Below are 18,233 nucleotides of genomic sequence, written 5' to 3'. Positions count from 1 at the left end.
TATGGATGAGAGTATAATAAAACAACTTCAAGACTATACTGTACTTTGTGTTGAAGATGAAGACGGTATTAGAAAAAGATTAGTAAACACTTTAAAATACTACTTTGGTGGTGTATATGAAGCCAAAAATGGTGAAGATGGATACTATTTATATAATGAGTACAAACCTGATTTAATCATCACAGATATTGAAATGCCTTGTAAAAGTGGTATTTCACTTGTTGAAGATATTAGAAAAAAAGATAGCGATACTTTAGTAATCATGGTAACAGCTTACTCAAATGAAGAGTATCTTTTAGAACTAATAAACCTAAATGTAAATCAATATATCCTAAAACCTATAAACTCTGATTCTTTATTAACTGGTATTGTAAAAGCCTTTGGAAAAAGATTAAAAGAGAAAATACAGTTTCATAAAGATCTGTTTTTTGATATGCAACAAAGGGAACTATACTATAAAGATGAGGTAGTAACTTTACGAAAAAGAGATAAAGAGTTCTTGCTTTTACTTCACAGAAATAGAAATGTAGTAGTATCTTATGATTTAATAGAAGAGTATTTATGGCGAGATAAGTCTATGAGTATCACTGCTTTAAAAACATTTATTAAAGAGTTTAGGAAACGTATTCCTGTAGAGATTATTACAAATAAGCCACAAGAGGGCTATAAATTAATTAATTTTTAATAAAAACTCACTTGAAACTCACTTGATTGTTTTATGATGAATTTCATAAACTAAAAAAGGAGTCTTAAATGTTTAAGAAAAGTTTACTTTTAGCTGCTCTTGCAAGTGTTGCATTAGCAGGTAATATCAAGATGGATTTAAATGCCAAATATGGTGCAAATAACTTCCATACAATCGGTGCTGTAAAGTATGCAGAACTAGTTAAAGATTACTCTAAAGGTTCTGTAGACATTACAGTACATGCAGGATCTGCACTTATCAAAGGGAACCCACTAAAAGCAGTAAAAGATGGAACAGTTGCAATGACTGATATGTTCATTCCTTTTACTTCTGGTGGAGGAAAAGTGTTCGGAATCTCTGCTTTACCATTTATTGCTAACTCATATGAAGATGCATTCAAGTTATATCAACTTGCAAAACCAGCTTATGACAAAACTGCAAAAAAATGGAATCAAAAGATTCTTTACTCTGTAACATGGCCAGCTTCTGGTTTTTATTCAAAAAAAGCAGTTACAAAACTAGCTGACTTTACTGGTGTAAAAACAAGAACTTATGACAAAAACTCAGCTGCGTTTATTAATAAAGCAGGTGGAAATGCTGTTGCATTACCTTGGGGAGAAGTTTATTCTTCACTTAGAACTGGTCTAGTAGACTCTGTAGTTACTTCTTCAGCATCTGGAAAAGATGGTAAATTCTGGGAAGTATTATCAAACTATACAAAAATTAACTATGCATATCCTTTACAAGCAGTTTCAATCAACTTAGATTACTGGAACTCTTTAGATAAAGCACAACAAGATGCTATGTTAAAAGCAGCAAAAGAGATTGAAAAAGCTCAATGGGAAGCTGCAAAAGAAGAAGATAGAGTTGCTTTAGAGATGCTTACTAAGAATGGAATGACTGTAAGTGAAGCAACACCTGAATTAAAAGCTCAATTAGACAAAATTGCTAATGAGTTATTAGAAGACTATTTAGATGGTGCAAATTCTCAAATTAAAGCAATTTTTGAAGAATATAGAAAGTAGTTAGAACTTATGAATTTTATTTCTAACTTTATAGATAAGCTTACCAAAATGGGAGCTTATCTGTCAGCATTTATCTTAGTATCATTGGTTTCTTTGATTCTTATTGAAATCTTTATTAGAGCATTTTTTGATATGTCTACAATGATTGCAGATGAGTATAGTGGATATTTTTATTTAGCATCTATATTCTTTGGATTAGCATATACTTTTTCAAGTGATTCGCATATAAGAATTAACATAATTACTTCAAGGTTATCAAAAAAGACTAATAACAAGATTGATATTCTTGCAGCAGTTATTACATTAGCTGTATTAGCTTTTGCTCTTTATAGAACAATTTTATTTACTTATGATTCATATGAATTAGAGATGTTGTCAGAAAATGTTTCTGAAACACCACTATATTTAACACAACTTGCAATGCCTATTGGAATTACAATGTTCATGTTAGCTGTAGTATTATTTATTTTCAAAGGATTTACAAATGATTAGTGATCCTTTAGTATTATCAGTTATTTTAATTGCCGTAATGTTTGTATTTTTATTATCATCATTATGGATTGGTGTTTCGTTAATGTTAACAGGTATTATTGGTATGTTACTGTTTGATCACAACTTACCTCCTGTGATTTCTGTTTATGACAAAATTGGAGATTTATTAGCATCTTCACTTTATGATGCCTTAAATTCTTGGTCCCTTGCAGCTTTACCAATGTTTATTTTAATGGGTGAGATTTTATATAAATCATCTATTTCAACAAGATTGTTAAATGGTTTAAAACCTTGGCTTGCATTTATTCCAGGTGGATTACTTCATGTTAATGTTGCTGCATGTTCTTTATTTGCTGCTGTTTCTGGTTCGTCTGCTGCCACAACTGCCACTGTTGGTAAGATTACACTAGAAGAGTTAAAAAATAGAGGATACTCTAAAATGTTGGCTATGGGTTCTTTAGCTGGTTCTGGTACATTAGGATATTTAATTCCTCCATCATTAATTATGATTATTTATGGTGTATTATCTGATGTATCTATTGGTAAGTTATTTGTTGCTGGACTTATTCCTGGTCTTTTACTTGCATCTTTATATTCCTTTTATATCATGTATAGAGCTAAGGTTGATCCAAGCATTTTACCAAAAGAAAAAGAAGTATTTACAACTAAAGATAGACTAAATTCATTTAAAGATTTAGCACCAATTTTCTCACTTATTGGACTTGTTTTAGGTTCTATTTATGGTGGATTTGCCACTCCAACTGAAGCTGCCGCTCTTGGGGTATTAGGAAGTTTAATCTTAGCTTTCTATTTTAAATCTATCTCAATAGAGATTCTAAAAAATGCCCTTTTAAACTCTGTTAAAACATCTGTTATGATTGGGTTTATTATTGCTGGTGCTGTTTTCCTTTCTCAAGTAATTGGATTCTTAGGAATTGCAAGAGCTATGAGTGAATTTATTGCAGGTCTTGGACTTTCTCCAATGATGCTGATTTTATTAATTGGTGTTATGTATATTATTTTAGGAATGATTTTAGAAGCTATTTCTATTGTAGTTATGACTTTACCAATTGTTTTACCAATTATCATTTTAGCTGGATTTGATCCACTATGGTTTGGTATTTTCTTAGTATTCATGGTTGAAATGGCACAAATTACGCCACCAGTTGGGTTCTCACTATTTGTAATTCAAGGAATTAGTAATGAAAAGATACAAACAATTTTAAAAGCAACATTCCCATTCTTTATCCTTATGATTGTTACTGTTGTATTAATTACTGTATTCCCAGAAATAGTGTTCTTCTTACCAGACCAAATGATTAAATAATATTTTTGGTAAAATAAGGTTATCTAAATGGAAGGTAATGAAATGAATATTCGATTAAATTGTGACATGGGTGAGAGCTTTGGTATTTGGAAGATGGGAGCAGATGAAGAGATTATGCCGTACATTAGTATGGCAAATCTTGCTTGTGGATTCCATTCAAGTGATCCTTTAACAATGAATCGTTCAGTTGAACTTGCAAAAAGACATAATGTAACTATTGGTGCACATCCTTCATACCAAGACCTTGTTGGTTTTGGTAGAAGATCAATCCAATGTACACTTGAAGAGATTAAATCAAAAGTTTTATATCAATTAGGTGCTTTAAGTGCTTTTTGTAAGTCTCATGGAACAACTGTATCTTATGTAAAACCACATGGAGCTTTATATAATGATATGATGAGAGATGAAAATATTTTCAAAGCAATTTTAAGTGCAATCTCTTCATATGATAAAAATGTAAGGTTAATGATTTTATCAAACCCGAATAATGAAGCTTATGCTTACACTGCAAAAATGTATGGAATAGATTTAATCTATGAAGTATTTGCAGACAGAAACTATAATGACGATGGAAGTTTAGTTTCAAGAATAAAACCAAATGCCGTAATTCACGATGAATTATTAGTATTAGAGAGAATTCAAAATCTAAAAGATAGAGGATTCTTAGAGAGTGTAAATGGTCAAAGACTATTTCTAAAAGCTGATACTGTATGTGTTCATGGTGATGGTGAAAATGCCCTTGCCTTTATACAGGCTTTACAAAAAGTAGTGAGTTAGATGGAAATAAAAGTAGCCTCTGTTGATTCTGTAATTATCTATTTTGACAAGAGTATCTCAAAAGAGATCTCTAATAAAGTAAAAGCTTCATATGCCCATTTAAAATCTTTAAAAAATGAAGCTTTTATTGACATAATCCCGTCTTATAGCTCAATTCTAATTTCATACCAATTATTAAAATATGATTTTGAAACAATTAAAACATATTTAGAAGAAGAGCTAAAAAATATAAAAGTAGATGAAGAATCAAACTCAAAACTTGTAGAAATTGATGTATATTATGGTGAAGACGTAGGTTTAGACTTACAAAGGGTTGCTACAATAAATAATATAACTTGTGAAGAGGTAATAGGTCTGCACTCTTCTAAAGTTTATGATGTTTATACAATTGGTTTTTTACCTGGTTTTGCATATTTAGGTGTAGTTGATGAAAAAATTGCAACTAAAAGATTAGAAACTCCAAGAAAGAAAATCCCAAAGGGAAGTGTTTCCCTTGCTGATACTCAAACTGCTGTTTATCCAAAAGATAGCCCAGGTGGTTGGAATATTATTGGAAAAACTGCTTTTGAGTTTTTCGATAAAAATTTAGAACAGTTATCGCAAATAGATATTAATACAAAAATAAAATTTAATCCCATTACAAAAGAAGAATTTTTAAAACAAGGTGGAACTCTATGAGAGGCTTTGAGTTAGTAAAAGCTGGAATTTATACAACTATTCAAGATAAAGGAAGATTCTCTTTCATGCATCTTGGTGTTACAAATTCAGGGTTTATGGATGAGTATTCTGCCAATGCTTGTAATAAACTTTTAGATAATAACCTTGAAACAAATCTTCTTGAAATCCTTTTTGCTGGTGTAGTTATAAAATCTCATCAGAATACAACTATTGCAATAACTGGAGCTAAATGTGATTTTTATATCAACGGTGTTTTGAAAAACTGTTGGGAAACACATAAAGTAAGAGTAGGGGATGAACTAAAAGTAGGTAAATTTCACGAAGGTCAAAGAGTTTACTTAGGTGTAAAAAATGGCTTTAATATTGAAAAAGAGTTTGGAAGTAATGCTACATCTATGAAAGAAGGCTTTGGTGGTCTTGATGGAAGTAAACTTAAAAACAATGATATCTTAGAGTTTGAAGAAAATTTATCTTTTGTAAAAAGAAGATGGAAAGAGAAGTTTATTCCTAAATATGAAAAAGAGTTAACTTTAAGAGTACTTCTTTCTTACCAATGTGATGACTTTGAAAAAGAGCAAGTAGAAAAGTTCTTTTCAAGTGTTTATACTATTACCCCTGATTTTAACTCTATGGCTTGTAAACTTGATGGAGAGCCTATTGAGTGTACTATTTCAAATCTAGTTTCAGAAGCAATTGCTTTTGGAAGTATTCAAATCCCTAAAGATGGTAAACCAATAGTTCTTTTAAAAGAGAGACAAACAATAGGTGGATATCCAAAGATTGGGACAGTTTTAAATATAGATTGTTTTAAATTAGCTCAGATGAAACCTGGAAGTAAAATAAGATTTGAAAAAATCGAAGTTAAAGAAGCAAGAGAAAAAGTTGTAGACTTTTTAGAGGCTTTCTCTTTTTAAGCTTCTTGGTTTTTCATAAGTGAATTAAGTACTTCATGGAAAGAGTCATCTTTTTTAACTGCAAGTGTTGAGTACTTATAGTTTGGCTTAATCATAACCCCTGAATTACTTTTTAGTGTTGTTCCAAATAGAACAGATGATGTGTTTTTAATTAAGTTTGAAACACTACTAAAGTTATTGTTTTTAACTGAAATAATAAATTTACTACTTAAATATCTACAAATTTCAAAATCAATATCTTCTTTTTTAAACTCTTTATTTATAAACTCATAGATAAAGATTAATAAGTTATTTGAGATAAGCTTGTTATATGTTTTCTTTATATATTCAAAATCTTTCACATCAATAAGAATGATAATAGCATCTTCTTTGATTTTAGAATTAGCAGCTAAATACTTATGATACAGCCACTTTTTATTATAAGCACTTGTTAAATAGTCTTTATAAATATTCTCTGTCATATCTTGAAGCTCTTCTTGAAGCTCTTTTATTTGTGAATATAGTTTCTTTAAAGCAGATGAGTTGTTCTCTTCAATTGCTTTTTGTGCATCTAAAGTTAATGCTGCTGCACTATCAATATTTTTTGTTGCGCTTTTTACGTAGTTATTTATACTACTAATTTCATTTAAAAGTAGCTCATCAACTTCTTTTTCAAAGCTATCATCTTTTAACTCGATTTCTGAAAGTTTTGCATGTTTATCAAAACACTCAAAATACTCAGAAGGAAGAATTACTTCTTCTTCAAGTAGTTCATTTATTGTTAAGTCAGTAATCTCTTTTAATTTTTCTTTCATTGCATATCTTCCATTATTTCTTTAATAGGCATCGGTTTTGCTATATAATACCCTTGTGAATAATCAATATTAAGTGATTTTACATATCTTAAAATTTTTAAATCACTTACAAACTCTGCTACAACTTTTATGTTTTGTTCTTTAGCAAACAGAACAATACTTTTTACAAGATTATAATAAACATCTTCATCAAGTTTTTTAATCAAACTTCCATCAAGTTTAATGTAATCAGTATTGATATTTAATATGTGTTCATAGTTAGAAAAGCCACTTCCAAAGTCATCAATGGCAATAGAAACATTATAGTTTTTTAAGTCTCTAATAAACTCATTTACCAAATAGTAGTTTGATATTTTTTTGCTTTCTAAAATTTCAATTGTTAAGTATTTACCAATATCATTGTTTTTAATATTTTCAATAATTAACTCTTTCATTGAAGGGTTTAGAATATCATTGTAGTCTAAATTTATACTTACATTAATTTTGTATCTTTTAATATACTCAATTACTTTTAGAATCATTACTTCCATAAGTTTATTAAAGAGCCTGTATTTCCTTGATTTATCAATAAATACAGCAGGCATTAGAACTTCACCTTCATGGTCATAAATTCTCATTAATGCTTCATATTTAATATTCTCTTTTGAATTATTATCTTGTATTGCTTGAAAAAATGGTTCAACAGTTTTCTCTTCAATGTTTTTTCTAAGAATTGATAGAAGCTCTCTATTTTCAAAATGATTTTTATAAAGATTTGCATCATAATACATAAAATTTATGTAGTTCATTTTTGCATTATGTAAAGCTTTTTCAGCATAAACTAACAACTCTTTACCTTTTCCTTTAGAACAACCAATTGTTATATCAATATCAATTGTAAGGTCGGAGTTTAAAAGTGAGAATTGGTGAGAGATAATTGTATTAAATATGATATTTTTAATTTCAACAACTTCTATTTTTGATAGGTCATCATAAATTATTAAATTAAAAACATCAACATGAGTATTTTCAACTGTTATGTTAAGTTTTCTCTCAAGATTGAAAAGGATTTCATTTTTAATATTTGAAGTTAAAAGTCTTTTTAATTGCTTTATTATGTAGTCGCCATTATCAAATCCATAGACAGCATTGATATCTTTCATATACAAAATATCAATTAAAAAAGTTGTCTTAATATTATTTTTATAAAAATATTTGCATAAACTATTGTATATGGACATTTGGCCTTCTTGATTTTGATTATTAAGTATATAAGATAAACTCTTTAATAAAAGTCAAAATGGTAAAAAAAGTTGTTAAAATTGTGATAAATGTAATATTGATTATACACTATGTATAATAACCCTTAATTTATGATACTTTAGTTAAAATCACGTCCAAATAGTAAAGGCAAAAAATCTTACCTTTATCTAAATATTTATTAAGGCTTTTAAGTGGAAGAATTTATTAGGGAATGGGGATATATTGCTCTTTTTGCATACTCTTTTGGTGGGGGATTTGTAGGACTAGTTATTGCAGGTGTATTATCTTACGCAGGTGATTTAAATATTTATATTGCAATATTAGTAGCTGGTATCTCAAACTTTTTAGGTGACCAATTTTTATTTACTCTTGCAAGACAAAATAAGTCTTATGCAAAAGATATGATGAAGAAGTATGGAAGAAAAGTTGCTTTAGCTCATGTTCTTATGAGAAAGTATGGTTCTTTTGTTGTTATCCTTCAAAAATATATTTATGGAATAAAGACTTTAATTCCTTTAGCAATGGGACTTACAAAATACTCTTCAACGAAGTTTGTTGTATTTAATGCTGTTGCTACTATGCTTTGGGCTTGTATCGTTGGATTTGCAAGTTATACGGCTGGTGAATATATTTTAAATAGTACAGAAGAGTTTAAGTATGTAGGAATTGCAATTGTTGCTGCTATTTTAATAGCTGTAACTTACCTTTTCAAAAGGGTTTAATTTTTTTGAGATAGGAAAGCTTAGAAGCTTTCCCACTCGTCACTATCATCATTTGAGCTACTAATTACTGTAGCTTCTTTTTTAGGTTTAATAGGAGCTTGTCTTTGTTTTACATGAGTGTGCTCTTTTCTCATAGTTTTTTCAATACTTCTTTTTTCATTTCCATTGTATGAAAGGTCAGTTGTACTTTTTCTGATTTTTATATCATCTTTTCCATCAAACTCTTTTGCATCTGCATGGTCAATAATCATATTTGAAATCTCTAAGGTTTTTTGTGCAATAGTATCTGCTTGTGAAGCATTTTGTGCATTTTCTTGAGTGATTTTATCTAGGTTATTTACAACATCATTGATTTGTACCATACCTGCTGATTGCTCTTTACTTGCAGTTGTAACATCATCAATTAAATCAATAGTACTTGAAATATTAGCATTAAGCTCTTCATAACCATTAATCATATTAGAAGCAATTTTCTTACCTTCATTTGTTTTCAACTGTGCATTTTCAACTAAATCTTTAATCTCTTTTGCTGCTTCAGCTGATCTATTTGCTAAGTTTCTAACTTCCCCTGCAACAACTGCGAAACCTTTTCCAGCTTCACCAGCAGTAGCTGCTTCAACTGCTGCATTAAGAGATAGAATATTTGTTTGGAATGCAATTTGATCAATTACTGTAATTGCTTCATTAATTGCAGTAGTTTGCTCATTTATATCTTCCATAGATTTTGCAGTATTATTTGCTAATTCTTGACCTGTTAATACAGAGTGTTTAACTTTATCTCCATATTCTGCCATTTTTACTGTAGTTTCTGAGTTACTTTTAATATTTGAAGTAATCTCTTCAAGTGCAGCAGCTGTCTCTTCTAATGAAGCAGCTTGACTATTTGCAGCATTAGCAATTTCATCCATATTTCTAGTTAATGTATTTGCATTTTGACTTAGGATTAAACCACTTCTTTTGTTTTCAATTAACGTCTCAGTGATTACATTTCTTAAAATATTTACATCATCTTCAAGCTCTTTAATAATACCTTCTAAATCATTCTCTTCAAGTTGTGGTCTAAAGTCTAGTTTAGAGTAAGAGTTAAGAACTTTCATAATATTCTCAAAGTTTTCATTTAGAGTATGAAGCATTTCATTAATAATATTTTTAAGTTCACTTAATGCAGGGTTATTAGAATCACTTGTAATTCTAGTATCTAAGTGACCTTTATTAATCTTATTTGCAACTTCAATAGTATTTGAAATAAGGTTTCTATCTGCTTGAATATTTGCTTTTGTTTTATTAATATTTTCATTAATAAGTTTAGACATTCTTCCTAGTTCATCATCTGATTCAACAACTTCTAAATGAATATCATCTTTTTCGTAGTTAATAAAGGCAAAAAAGTCATCTAAACCTTTTCTAACTTGGTCAACATCTAAAAGAATTGTAAAGGCAATTGTTCTTGCTAATACAAGAGTTAAAATAATACCAATAGCACTTAAAATACCAAAAAGAATAACTTCAAAAGTAGCATTACTCATCTCTTCATCAATAGTTTTTATAAGATGTTCAGCAAGGTAGTTTTCTACTTCTTTTAGAAGATTGATTTTATTTGTAATTGTACTAAACCAATAAGAAGAGTCAACTCCAAAGTTTGAATCTAAACCTTTGAATAAAGCAACCTCTCTCATTCTATTTACTTCTTCAACTGGTTTACCTTTTACAGTATTGTTATAAAACTCTTTTGATGAATCATCAGATACTTTTAAGAAGGCATCCATGTATGCATTTTGAGCTGCAATAAGAGTATAGAATTTTGCTTTCATTCCTTCACCGAAGTTATCTCTAGCAAAAGTATTTGTACCTACTGCTCTTTCAATTCCGGCTCTCTCTTTTGATAATAAGAAGTTTAAGTATGCAATGATATCTTGCGAAACTTTTGCATTAGTAGAAAGTTTTGAAATACTACTAATAGTATTTAATAAAGAAGTATTAACTCCTGTATAGTATCCAATCGCTTTAGAAGTTTGGATATTTAATCCTGTAACATTTGATCTAATATTTGAAAGGTTTGTTAACATATCTAAACTCTTTTCTAGATTGTTATTAAACTCTTTTCCATACATAGAAGCATCAAAAGTAGATAGGAAACTTTTCATTTCAGAAAGTCTATTGTTTGTAAGGTCTCTTTGATTTGGTAATTTATCGTGGAATTTATTTCCTTTACTCCCTAAATAACCAGCTGTCATCCCTCTTTCTTTTTGAGTTTCATGCACTAGTGCACCAATTTTTGTTGATAATATAATTACATTATCTAAACTCTTTAAATTATTATAGTACATAAAAGAGTTGTAACCAAGTTTTGCCGCTAATAGTATTACAATACAAAGTGGTATTGACATTATTAAAATAAGCTTTTGCTTAATAGACATTTTTGAAAGCATCCTGTCTCCTTTGAGGTATGATGATATGAAAATAATTTTCACAAAATTATAAAAAGCTTATAATATTTATACTTTAATATAATTTAAATTGTAACAAAGCAAAAATATAATTTTATTACATTTATAATAATTTAGTTATAATGTATTTAAAAAGAGGTTATCATCAAAAAATTTAATGAACTAAAATTACCAGAAAAGTTTTTAGAAAACTTAGACTCTCTAAACTATAAAGAAATGACCAAAATACAGGAAAAGTCTTTACCTATTTCCTTAGAGGGAAAAGATTTAATTGCACAAGCAAAAACAGGTTCTGGAAAAACTGTCTCTTTTTCTATTCCAATTGTAAAAAAATTGAAAGTAAGAAAGTTTACAATTCAGTCTTTAGTATTAGCTCCAACAAGAGAATTAGCAAATCAAATTGCACAAGAAATTAGAAAAGTTAGTAGGCATATTCATAATGTAAAGGTTTTAACTTTATGTGGTGGAGTTCCTTATAAGCCTCAAGTAGCTTCATTAAGACATGGTGCTCATATTGTAGTTGCTACTCCTGGACGAATACTTCAACATATTTTTGAAACAAAAATTGATTTAAGCGATTTAGAAATGCTTGTATTAGATGAAGCAGATAAAATGCTTGATATGGGCTTTTATGAAGATATTATAAAAGTAGTTGAGGCAATTCCAAAAAATAGACAAACTATGCTTTTTTCAGCTACTTACGAAGAGGATATTGAAAAGTTAGCAAGTTTGATTACAAATGAACCTGTTTTTATAGAAGATAATTCAGTCCATGAAAAACAAGTTATTAATCAAACTCTTTATGAAGCAAGTGAGGGAGAAAAAGATTTATTAATTCCTTCTCTTATTGAATCAAGAGAAGCTAAAAGTGTATTGATTTTTTGTAATACAAAGGTTAAATGTGATGAATTAGCAGATATTCTTTATGAAAATGATATTGATGTTTTAACATTACATTCTGATTTAGACCAAAGAGAAAGGGATGAGACTATTATTATGTTTTCAAACAAGTCTTATCCTGTTTTAGTAGCAACTGATGTTGCATCAAGAGGTTTAGATATTGATGATATTGATTTAGTTATTAATTATGATTTAGCAAAAGATGTAAAGACTCATATCCATAGAATAGGAAGAACTGCTAGAGCTGGAAAAAAAGGTTTAGCAATATCATTTTATGATGAAGACTCAAAATATAAATTAGATATGTTAGAAGAAAGATTTGATGATTTAATTTTTGGTAAAAAAGAAGAAATAGAAGCTTGCAATTATGAAATTGACTGTGATTTTAGAACACTTTTTATAAATGGTGGAAAAAAACACAAAGTTAGAGCAGGGGATATTTTAGGAGCATTAACTGCTGGAATTGGTTTACCAAAAGATGCAATAGGAAAAATTGATATTTTAGAGTTTGTTTCATATGTTGCAATTAAAAAAGAGTATATTGATAGGGCTTATGAAGGACTTTGTAAAAATAAAATAAAGGGAAAATATATTAAATGCTATATTAAGTAATTCTTCTGTTTATGACGAGTTTAAGATAGAATCTAATACTATTTTTACAAAGGAGACTATTATGAAAATATTATCTTTATTATTGTTTTTTGTTACATTTGTTTTTTCTTCTAGTATTAACTTTGAAAGTTCTTTACAAGAAGCAAAAGAAGAAGCTATTAAAAAGAATAGACCATTAATGATTATGTATTCAACTCCTACTTGTCCTGAGTGCAATTACATGAAGAAAAAGGTTTTTAAAGACAAAGAAGTTAGTTCTTATGCAAATAAAAACTTTGTATCTGTAGTGATGGATATAAATGAAAATAAAAAAGAGCTTCCTTTTAAATTTATTGGAATACCTAGCTTCTTTTTTGTAGATGCTCGAACTATGACTTTACTTGATAAAAGTTTAGGTGGTATGAGAGAAAAAGAGTTTTTATCAGTATTAAAAAAAGTAGATAAATAAAGGATACTTTATGAAATATTTTATTTTAATTATTTTGCTTATCTCCAGTTTGTATTCATATAATCAAGAAGATTTAGAGAAGTATTTATCAACAAAATCTTGTGAAGAGTGTGACTTATCAATGGCAAACCTTAGTAATAAAGATTTGCAAAACTCAAATCTTGTAGGTGCCAACCTAACAGGTGTAAACTTTCAAAACTCAAATTTACTTAAATCAAATCTTTGGGGTACAACATTAGAAAACGCAAACCTAAATAATACAAATCTAAGAGCTTCTAACCTTGAAGCTTCTATTCTAATCAATGTTCAATGTGATAATACAATTTTAAAAGGTGCAAACCTTTCAAATGCGACACTGGAAAACCTTAAGTGTGAAAACTTATCTCTTTGGGCAACAAAATTTTTAGATACAAGCTTTGATAATGTAGATTTTTCAAATGCAGGGGCTGCATATTCTATATTTGATTCTGTTAATTTTACAGATTTAAAAATTGATGGAGCTATTTTTTGGAATGCAAAAGTCTCTAACTCAATATTATCAAAACAGAAGTGTGAATACTTAGAAAAAGAAGAAGCTTTAGCTTATGAAAATAGGTGTGAAGATTAATCTTTCTTTACCCCTTTGCTAAGTTGTTGTATATTTAGTTTGTGACACATTTTTATTCCATATAAATAAATCACCCAAGAAATATAAATCCAAAAAAATGAAAATAGTAAAATAGCTAAAGAACCATAAATCGTTGTATATGTTTTATTATAAACAACATAGTAGATAAAAAGGTTTTTAGTAATAGAAAGTACTACTAAAGTAAATAGTGATGAAATAGCAGCTGCTCTTGTATGAACAAATCTATTTACACTAAGTTTAAAAAGTCCAAAAAATACTAACCAAGCAAATGAAAAAGTAATCAGCCAGTTAAAAATTGTATTATCATAAAAGGATAGAGCAATATTAAGTGCAGCTAACATTAAAGGTAAAGTAACTAAGAAAAACAGGTAAAAGAAAAATGAAGCCAATAGAGGTTTTCTTTTTGCATGATGTATTTTATTTACTATATATTCATAATCTTTAAAAAACATAATAAATACAAACAACATATACAAAATCCCTAACCAACCTAGTTTATTTGAGTTTGAGATATAGTTTTTAAAGGTTTTGATAAAGTCTTCTGAGTGAGTAGGATTTAAAATATCAAAGGTATATTTGATAAATATATCAGCATAGTTTTGAACAACATCTAAGCTTGAAATAATAGCAATAAGAAGTGCTATTATTGGAAGAATGGAAAAGATTGTAAAGAAGCTAAGACTTGCTGCATAATAAGTTGTATCATCATTAAAAAATGAGTCTAATGCTTTAAGTAAGGTCTTAACTGGACTCTTTACAATTTCTGGTTCTTCCATTTTTATTCTTTTTTAGATAAGCCCCATTTTAAAAGGATTTAAAATATTTTTAGGGTCAAATGCTCTTTTGATACTTTTGAAAAGTTCTATTTCTGCATCATTAAAAGCAATGTTCATAAATGGTGCTTTAGATAAACCAATTCCATGTTCACCTGATAAAGTACCACCCATATCAACAACAAGTTGGAAAATCTCTTCAATGGCTTTGTGTCCATCTTCCATCTCTTTTTCATTTGTTTTATCTTTAACCATTACATTTACGTGAATATTTCCATCACCTGCATGTCCAAAACAAGGAACATTGAAACCATATTTTTCACCAATTGCATAGATTGAATCTAATGCTTCTGGAAGTTTAGATCTTGGAACAGAAATATCTTCATTTAACTTCTTAGTTCCATAAATCATAGTTGCTGGACTTGCATTTCTTCTTGCAAACCATAATTGATTTCCATGGGCTTCATCTGTAGCTTCAATAAAATCAATTGAACCATATTTTGCAAATGCTTCTTTTAGTGTAGCTATTTGTGAATCAATTTCAGCTTGGCTTGAACCATCAACATCACCAACTAAGATTCCTCCTGCATTTTCAGGAAGTTCAATTTGAGGAAACTTTTGTTTTAATGCTTTAATTACAAGAGCATCTAAAAACTCCATAGCAACAGGATTTGCACCAGCAGCAAGTGATTTAAATACTGCATTCATAGCTTTATTTACATCAGGGAAAACACCCATATATGTTTGCTTGAATTTTGGTTTAGGAATTAGTTTTAAAGTAATCTCTGTAATAACAGCAAGAGTTCCTTCACTAGCAATTAAAATACCTGCAGTGTTATATCCTGCAACATCTTTAATTGTTTTCTTACCAGCAGTGATTATCTCTCCATTTGGTAAAACAGCTCTTAATGCAACTACATAATCTTTTGTAATTCCATATTTAGCAGCTCTCATTCCACCTGCATTTTCAGATACATTTCCACCTAAAGTAGAGTACTCTTCACTTGCTGGGTCTGGCGGATAAAATAGTCCTACTTTTTCAACAGCTTTTTGGAACTCCATATTAATAAGTCCTGGTTGAACAACTCCAACCATATTTTCCATATCAATTTCAAGTAGTTTATTCATATGTCTTTCTAATGAAAGGATAATTCCACCATTAGCTGGTAAAGAACCACCTGTGAAACCACTTCCTGCACCTCTTGGTACAATTACTATTTCATTGTCATTACAATATTTTAGTACTTTTGAGATATCTTGCTCATCTCTAGGAAAAACAACTGCATCTGGCTCAAATCTCTCTTTTGTTGCATCATAGCAGTAAGCGATTAAATGTGCTTTGTCAGCTTTAACATTCTCTTCACCTACAATAGATTTAAAATATTCAATATGTTCTTTATTTAGCTGCATCTTTTAAACCTAAAATTGTTTTGTAATAGTTGTTATAAATCTCACCTTTAACTTGTAAAGCACCAGATTCAAGTTCATCTTCTAATAAAATTTGTTCTTCAGTTCTTTCATCATCACCTAAGAAAGTTTTTAAGAATCCTAACCAGTTTTCATAATCTAACACAGAATCAAATGCATTTTTTTCAATCTTTTCAATTCTTGTATAAAATGGCATTTTTTCATCTTGTGTAAAGTTATATGAAAGTGAACCTTTTTCTAAAATAGCAAATGTTTTACTATCTACAATATAAGTAGTACTTCCAATTACAAAGAAAATAGTCCCAATATTTTGAGTTGCAGCAAACTCTTGAATAGTCTCTTTTGAAGGTAATGGTTCACCTTGAACTTTTAGTTTTGCAGCAAAAATATCAGCATGTAAAAAGTCATTGTCTTTGTATTTTTCTCTTGTAGCTAAAAATGCATCTTGTGAAGGAGCAATAATCATAGATGAATCATATAAATAATTAACTATTACTTTATCTCCATTTACAGGCTTTCTAGTTGAAGTAGGGATTGCATTTTGCTTAATATCTAAAAATGGAATAATTTTTAGTGTTGAACCATTTGCATTTGAGTCTGTAACATAAGCATTTGCTACAATAAGTGATTTACCATTTTTATAAGTATGCTCAATAATTGCACTTTGCCCAACTCTTAGGTTTCCTACATTTATAGATGCAGTATCTCCATTAATATCAGAGATTCTTGTAGTAATTGGATTATATTCTAGTTTTGTATATTTGTTTTCCATGAATTTTGCGTTATCAATTGAGATTAACTCTTTATCCGTTAAAACATAAATATAGTTTAAACCTTTCTCTCCATTTTCGATTTTTAAATCTTTTAATTTCCAACCATTTTTTTTCATTTGTGCAAATGAAAGTTCACCTTTACATTCTCCACCTTCAAGCTTTGTTGTTTCAATAGTAGAAGGAGATTTCCAATCTTTTTTATAACAAATTGTAGTTTGAGCACTTAATCCTTGTGCTAATACAAAAGTAGATATTGCTGCAATTAAAGTTTTAGATAATAGTTTCATTGTTTTCCTTAGTTTGCTTGTTGAAGTTCTTGAAGTCTTTGTTTTACTACATCAGAGTGTAAAACTTCAATCTTTTCACCTTTTACAGTTTTTTTCTTTCTAACATTTACTTTTTCCCAGATCTCTGCAATTTTTCCTTCTGGGTTAATAATGAATGTACTTCTTACTACACCCATGTTTTCTCTTCCCATAAATTTTTTAAGTTGCCATACTCCATAGTCTTCACACATTTTTTTATCAGTATCAGCTAATAAAGTAATAGATAGGTCATATTTTTCAATAAATTTTCTATGTTTTGCACTATCGTCAGGACTAACTCCTAAGATAATTGCATCTAAGTCATCAAACTCAGGTTCAGCAGCTGTAAAGTCACAAGCTTCATTTGTACAACCTGGAGTTAAATCTCTTGGGTAGAAGTATAATACAATCCATTTACCTTTTAAGTCTCTAGAACAAATTTCAATATCATCTTGGTTTGGTGCACAAAAGTCTGGTGCTACTTGTCCAACTTCTAACATAATAGTCTCCTTTAAAATCTATATATATTTATTTTTTTATTGCAATAAATGTAGCAAAATTTACCCATTTGAAAAGTGTTTCACAATGTTCAAATCCTGCATCAAGTATCATTTTTTTGTTTTCTTCATCCGTATAAGGTATAAGCACATTTTCTAACGCTTCTCTTTTTTGAGAAATCTCATATTCACTATAGCCTTGAGTCTTCTTAAATTCATAATACTCATCAATGTATTGTTTTCCTAAAACTTTATCAGATGAAATTACTTTTTCACTAAAAATAAAAACACCACCAGGTTCTAGGGCTTGATATATTTTTTTAACTAGTTTTTCTCTTTGAAGAGGTCTTATAAATTGAAGTGTATAGTTAGAGATGATTAGTTTTGCATTTGGATAATCAATAGTATGTAAATCTTCATTTAGAAGTTTAATATCTACTCCAAAAGCTTTACACTTATTAGCTGCTCTTGCAAGCATTGCAGGAGAGTTATCTATACCTATTAAGTTTAATTTTTTAGAAGTATGCTTTGATAGTTCTATTAGCGTCGAAGCTGTAGAACATCCTAAGTCATACACAGTATCATCGTCTTCTAAATAGTTTAGAGCAAAATTTATTGTTAATCGTTGCATCTCTTTATAAAAAGGAACAGAACGATTTAACATATCGTCAAATACTGATGCTACTTCTTCATCAAACTCAAATTGTTTTGTTATTGATTTTTCAAATACCTTATCTGTCATAGAGATATTTTAGCTAAATGAAGT

Annotated in this window: 18 protein-coding genes and 1 pseudogene; 11 read left to right on the top strand and 8 right to left on the bottom strand. The window is 29.0% G+C overall.

The annotated features are described in order from the left end of the window. Nucleotide 1 precedes the first annotated feature (1 nt). From CRV03_RS03925 to CRV03_RS03895, 7 genes are all read left to right on the top strand, one after another. On the top strand, nucleotides 2-685 hold the full coding sequence (locus CRV03_RS03925) for a response regulator transcription factor (protein ID WP_129083840.1): 684 nt from the start codon (nucleotides 2-4) through the stop codon (nucleotides 683-685). A 68-nt stretch (nucleotides 686-753) separates the two neighbouring features. Continuing rightward, nucleotides 754-1,710 carry a TRAP transporter substrate-binding protein gene (locus tag CRV03_RS03920; RefSeq protein ID WP_129083839.1) on the top strand — a complete coding sequence of 319 codons (957 nt, stop codon included), beginning with the start codon at nucleotides 754-756 and terminating at the stop codon, nucleotides 1,708-1,710. Nucleotides 1,711-1,719: 9 nt separating this feature from the next. After that, the gene (locus CRV03_RS03915) at nucleotides 1,720-2,202 is read left to right on the top strand and encodes a TRAP transporter small permease subunit (protein WP_129083838.1); all 483 of its coding nucleotides are present in this window, start codon (nucleotides 1,720-1,722) and stop codon (nucleotides 2,200-2,202) included. Beyond that, nucleotides 2,195-3,529, top strand: coding sequence for a TRAP transporter large permease (locus CRV03_RS03910; RefSeq protein ID WP_129083837.1), 1,335 nt, complete (start codon nucleotides 2,195-2,197; stop codon nucleotides 3,527-3,529). Before CRV03_RS03915 ends, CRV03_RS03910 begins: the two co-directional genes overlap by 8 nt. A 27-nt stretch (nucleotides 3,530-3,556) precedes the next feature. After that, complete coding sequence (locus tag CRV03_RS03905; RefSeq protein WP_129083836.1) at nucleotides 3,557-4,306, top strand: 5-oxoprolinase subunit PxpA; 750 nt, start codon at nucleotides 3,557-3,559, stop codon at nucleotides 4,304-4,306. Continuing rightward, nucleotides 4,307-4,984 (top strand): 5-oxoprolinase subunit PxpB, encoded by a 678-nt coding sequence (pxpB, locus tag CRV03_RS03900; RefSeq protein WP_129083835.1) that lies wholly within the window; start codon nucleotides 4,307-4,309, stop codon nucleotides 4,982-4,984. It begins immediately after the preceding gene. Further along, nucleotides 4,981-5,898 (top strand): biotin-dependent carboxyltransferase family protein, encoded by a 918-nt coding sequence (locus tag CRV03_RS03895; protein WP_129083834.1) that lies wholly within the window; start codon nucleotides 4,981-4,983, stop codon nucleotides 5,896-5,898. The genes pxpB and CRV03_RS03895 overlap by 4 nt, the downstream gene beginning before the upstream one ends. Here CRV03_RS03895 and CRV03_RS03890 read toward each other — a convergent pair. Both CRV03_RS03890 and CRV03_RS03885 read right to left on the bottom strand, forming a co-directional pair. Further along, nucleotides 5,895-6,692, bottom strand: coding sequence for a diguanylate cyclase domain-containing protein (locus tag CRV03_RS03890; RefSeq protein WP_129083833.1), 798 nt, complete (start codon nucleotides 6,690-6,692; stop codon nucleotides 5,895-5,897). The genes CRV03_RS03895 and CRV03_RS03890 overlap by 4 nt on opposite strands. Continuing rightward, a complete protein-coding gene (locus CRV03_RS03885; protein WP_164968611.1) occupies nucleotides 6,689-7,834 on the bottom strand; it encodes an EAL domain-containing protein in 1,146 nt (381 codons plus the stop codon). Before CRV03_RS03885 ends, CRV03_RS03890 begins: the two co-directional genes overlap by 4 nt. 291 nt (nucleotides 7,835-8,125) lie before the next feature. Here CRV03_RS03885 and CRV03_RS03880 point away from each other — a divergent pair, with 291 nt between their 5' ends. Next, a complete protein-coding gene (locus CRV03_RS03880; protein ID WP_129083831.1) occupies nucleotides 8,126-8,656 on the top strand; it encodes a DedA family protein in 531 nt (176 codons plus the stop codon). A 209-nt stretch (nucleotides 8,657-8,865) separates the two neighbouring features. Here the strand turns inward: CRV03_RS03880 and CRV03_RS03875 are convergent. Next, a pseudogene (locus tag CRV03_RS03875) lies at nucleotides 8,866-11,085 on the bottom strand (methyl-accepting chemotaxis protein); the annotation flags it as partial. A gap of 159 nt (nucleotides 11,086-11,244) precedes the next feature. On the opposite strand from CRV03_RS03875, the gene dbpA reads away from it, so the two are divergent. From dbpA to CRV03_RS03860, 3 genes are all read left to right on the top strand, one after another. Next, nucleotides 11,245-12,615, top strand: coding sequence for an ATP-dependent RNA helicase DbpA (gene dbpA, locus CRV03_RS03870; RefSeq protein ID WP_309109185.1), 1,371 nt, complete (start codon nucleotides 11,245-11,247; stop codon nucleotides 12,613-12,615). A gap of 61 nt (nucleotides 12,616-12,676) precedes the next feature. Further along, on the top strand, nucleotides 12,677-13,063 hold the full coding sequence (locus CRV03_RS03865) for a thioredoxin family protein (protein ID WP_129083828.1): 387 nt from the start codon (nucleotides 12,677-12,679) through the stop codon (nucleotides 13,061-13,063). Nucleotides 13,064-13,073: 10 nt separating this feature from the next. Continuing rightward, the gene (locus CRV03_RS03860) at nucleotides 13,074-13,670 is read left to right on the top strand and encodes a pentapeptide repeat-containing protein (protein WP_129083827.1); all 597 of its coding nucleotides are present in this window, start codon (nucleotides 13,074-13,076) and stop codon (nucleotides 13,668-13,670) included. Here CRV03_RS03860 and CRV03_RS03855 read toward each other — a convergent pair. The 5 genes from CRV03_RS03855 to cmoA are packed head-to-tail and all read right to left on the bottom strand — an operon-like array spanning nucleotide 13,667 to nucleotide 18,209. Continuing rightward, the gene (locus CRV03_RS03855; RefSeq protein WP_129083826.1) at nucleotides 13,667-14,467 is read right to left on the bottom strand and encodes a YihY/virulence factor BrkB family protein; all 801 of its coding nucleotides are present in this window, start codon (nucleotides 14,465-14,467) and stop codon (nucleotides 13,667-13,669) included. The genes CRV03_RS03860 and CRV03_RS03855 overlap by 4 nt on opposite strands. A gap of 12 nt (nucleotides 14,468-14,479) precedes the next feature. After that, nucleotides 14,480-15,874 carry an FAD-binding oxidoreductase gene (locus CRV03_RS03850; protein ID WP_129083825.1) on the bottom strand — a complete coding sequence of 465 codons (1,395 nt, stop codon included), beginning with the start codon at nucleotides 15,872-15,874 and terminating at the stop codon, nucleotides 14,480-14,482. Then, nucleotides 15,861-16,952 carry a plasminogen-binding N-terminal domain-containing protein gene (locus CRV03_RS03845; RefSeq protein WP_129083824.1) on the bottom strand — a complete coding sequence of 364 codons (1,092 nt, stop codon included), beginning with the start codon at nucleotides 16,950-16,952 and terminating at the stop codon, nucleotides 15,861-15,863. The genes CRV03_RS03850 and CRV03_RS03845 overlap by 14 nt, the downstream gene beginning before the upstream one ends. 8 nt (nucleotides 16,953-16,960) lie before the next feature. Then, nucleotides 16,961-17,470: a peroxiredoxin gene (locus CRV03_RS03840; RefSeq protein ID WP_129083823.1), complete on the bottom strand. Its 510-nt coding sequence runs from the start codon at nucleotides 17,468-17,470 to the stop codon at nucleotides 16,961-16,963. A gap of 28 nt (nucleotides 17,471-17,498) precedes the next feature. Then, nucleotides 17,499-18,209 carry a carboxy-S-adenosyl-L-methionine synthase CmoA gene (gene cmoA / locus CRV03_RS03835; RefSeq protein WP_129083822.1) on the bottom strand — a complete coding sequence of 237 codons (711 nt, stop codon included), beginning with the start codon at nucleotides 18,207-18,209 and terminating at the stop codon, nucleotides 17,499-17,501. Between the last annotated feature and the right edge of the window lie 24 nt (nucleotides 18,210-18,233).

Origin of the sequence: Arcobacter sp. F155 (genome assembly GCF_004116455.1) — a bacterium.
In the GTDB taxonomy this organism is placed as follows: Bacteria; Campylobacterota; Campylobacteria; order Campylobacterales; family Arcobacteraceae; genus Halarcobacter.
The sequence above is the reverse complement of the archived record's forward strand: the minus strand, read 5'-3'. Positions and strand labels throughout refer to the sequence as shown.

Bases quoted from the DNA above. Each gene is read 5' to 3' on its own strand.
- CRV03_RS03895 (WP_129083834.1), top strand. From the start codon at position 4,981: ATGAGAGGCTTTGAGTTAGTAAAAGCTGGAATTTATACAACTATTCAA.
- CRV03_RS03840 (WP_129083823.1), bottom strand. From the start codon at position 17,470: ATGTTAGAAGTTGGACAAGTAGCACCAGACTTTTGTGCACCAAACCAA.
- CRV03_RS03855 (WP_129083826.1), bottom strand. From the start codon at position 14,467: ATGGAAGAACCAGAAATTGTAAAGAGTCCAGTTAAGACCTTACTTAAA.
- CRV03_RS03910 (WP_129083837.1), top strand. From the start codon at position 2,195: ATGATTAGTGATCCTTTAGTATTATCAGTTATTTTAATTGCCGTAATG.
- CRV03_RS03915 (WP_129083838.1), top strand. From the start codon at position 1,720: ATGAATTTTATTTCTAACTTTATAGATAAGCTTACCAAAATGGGAGCT.
- CRV03_RS03905 (WP_129083836.1), top strand. From the start codon at position 3,557: ATGGAAGGTAATGAAATGAATATTCGATTAAATTGTGACATGGGTGAG.
- CRV03_RS03860 (WP_129083827.1), top strand. From the start codon at position 13,074: ATGAAATATTTTATTTTAATTATTTTGCTTATCTCCAGTTTGTATTCA.
- pxpB (WP_129083835.1), top strand. From the start codon at position 4,307: ATGGAAATAAAAGTAGCCTCTGTTGATTCTGTAATTATCTATTTTGAC.
- CRV03_RS03925 (WP_129083840.1), top strand. From the start codon at position 2: ATGGATGAGAGTATAATAAAACAACTTCAAGACTATACTGTACTTTGT.
- CRV03_RS03850 (WP_129083825.1), bottom strand. From the start codon at position 15,874: ATGCAGCTAAATAAAGAACATATTGAATATTTTAAATCTATTGTAGGT.
- CRV03_RS03885 (WP_164968611.1), bottom strand. From the start codon at position 7,834: ATGAAAGATATCAATGCTGTCTATGGATTTGATAATGGCGACTACATA.
- CRV03_RS03920 (WP_129083839.1), top strand. From the start codon at position 754: ATGTTTAAGAAAAGTTTACTTTTAGCTGCTCTTGCAAGTGTTGCATTA.
- CRV03_RS03890 (WP_129083833.1), bottom strand. From the start codon at position 6,692: ATGAAAGAAAAATTAAAAGAGATTACTGACTTAACAATAAATGAACTA.
- CRV03_RS03845 (WP_129083824.1), bottom strand. From the start codon at position 16,952: ATGAAACTATTATCTAAAACTTTAATTGCAGCAATATCTACTTTTGTA.
- CRV03_RS03865 (WP_129083828.1), top strand. From the start codon at position 12,677: ATGAAAATATTATCTTTATTATTGTTTTTTGTTACATTTGTTTTTTCT.
- cmoA (WP_129083822.1), bottom strand. From the start codon at position 18,209: ATGACAGATAAGGTATTTGAAAAATCAATAACAAAACAATTTGAGTTT.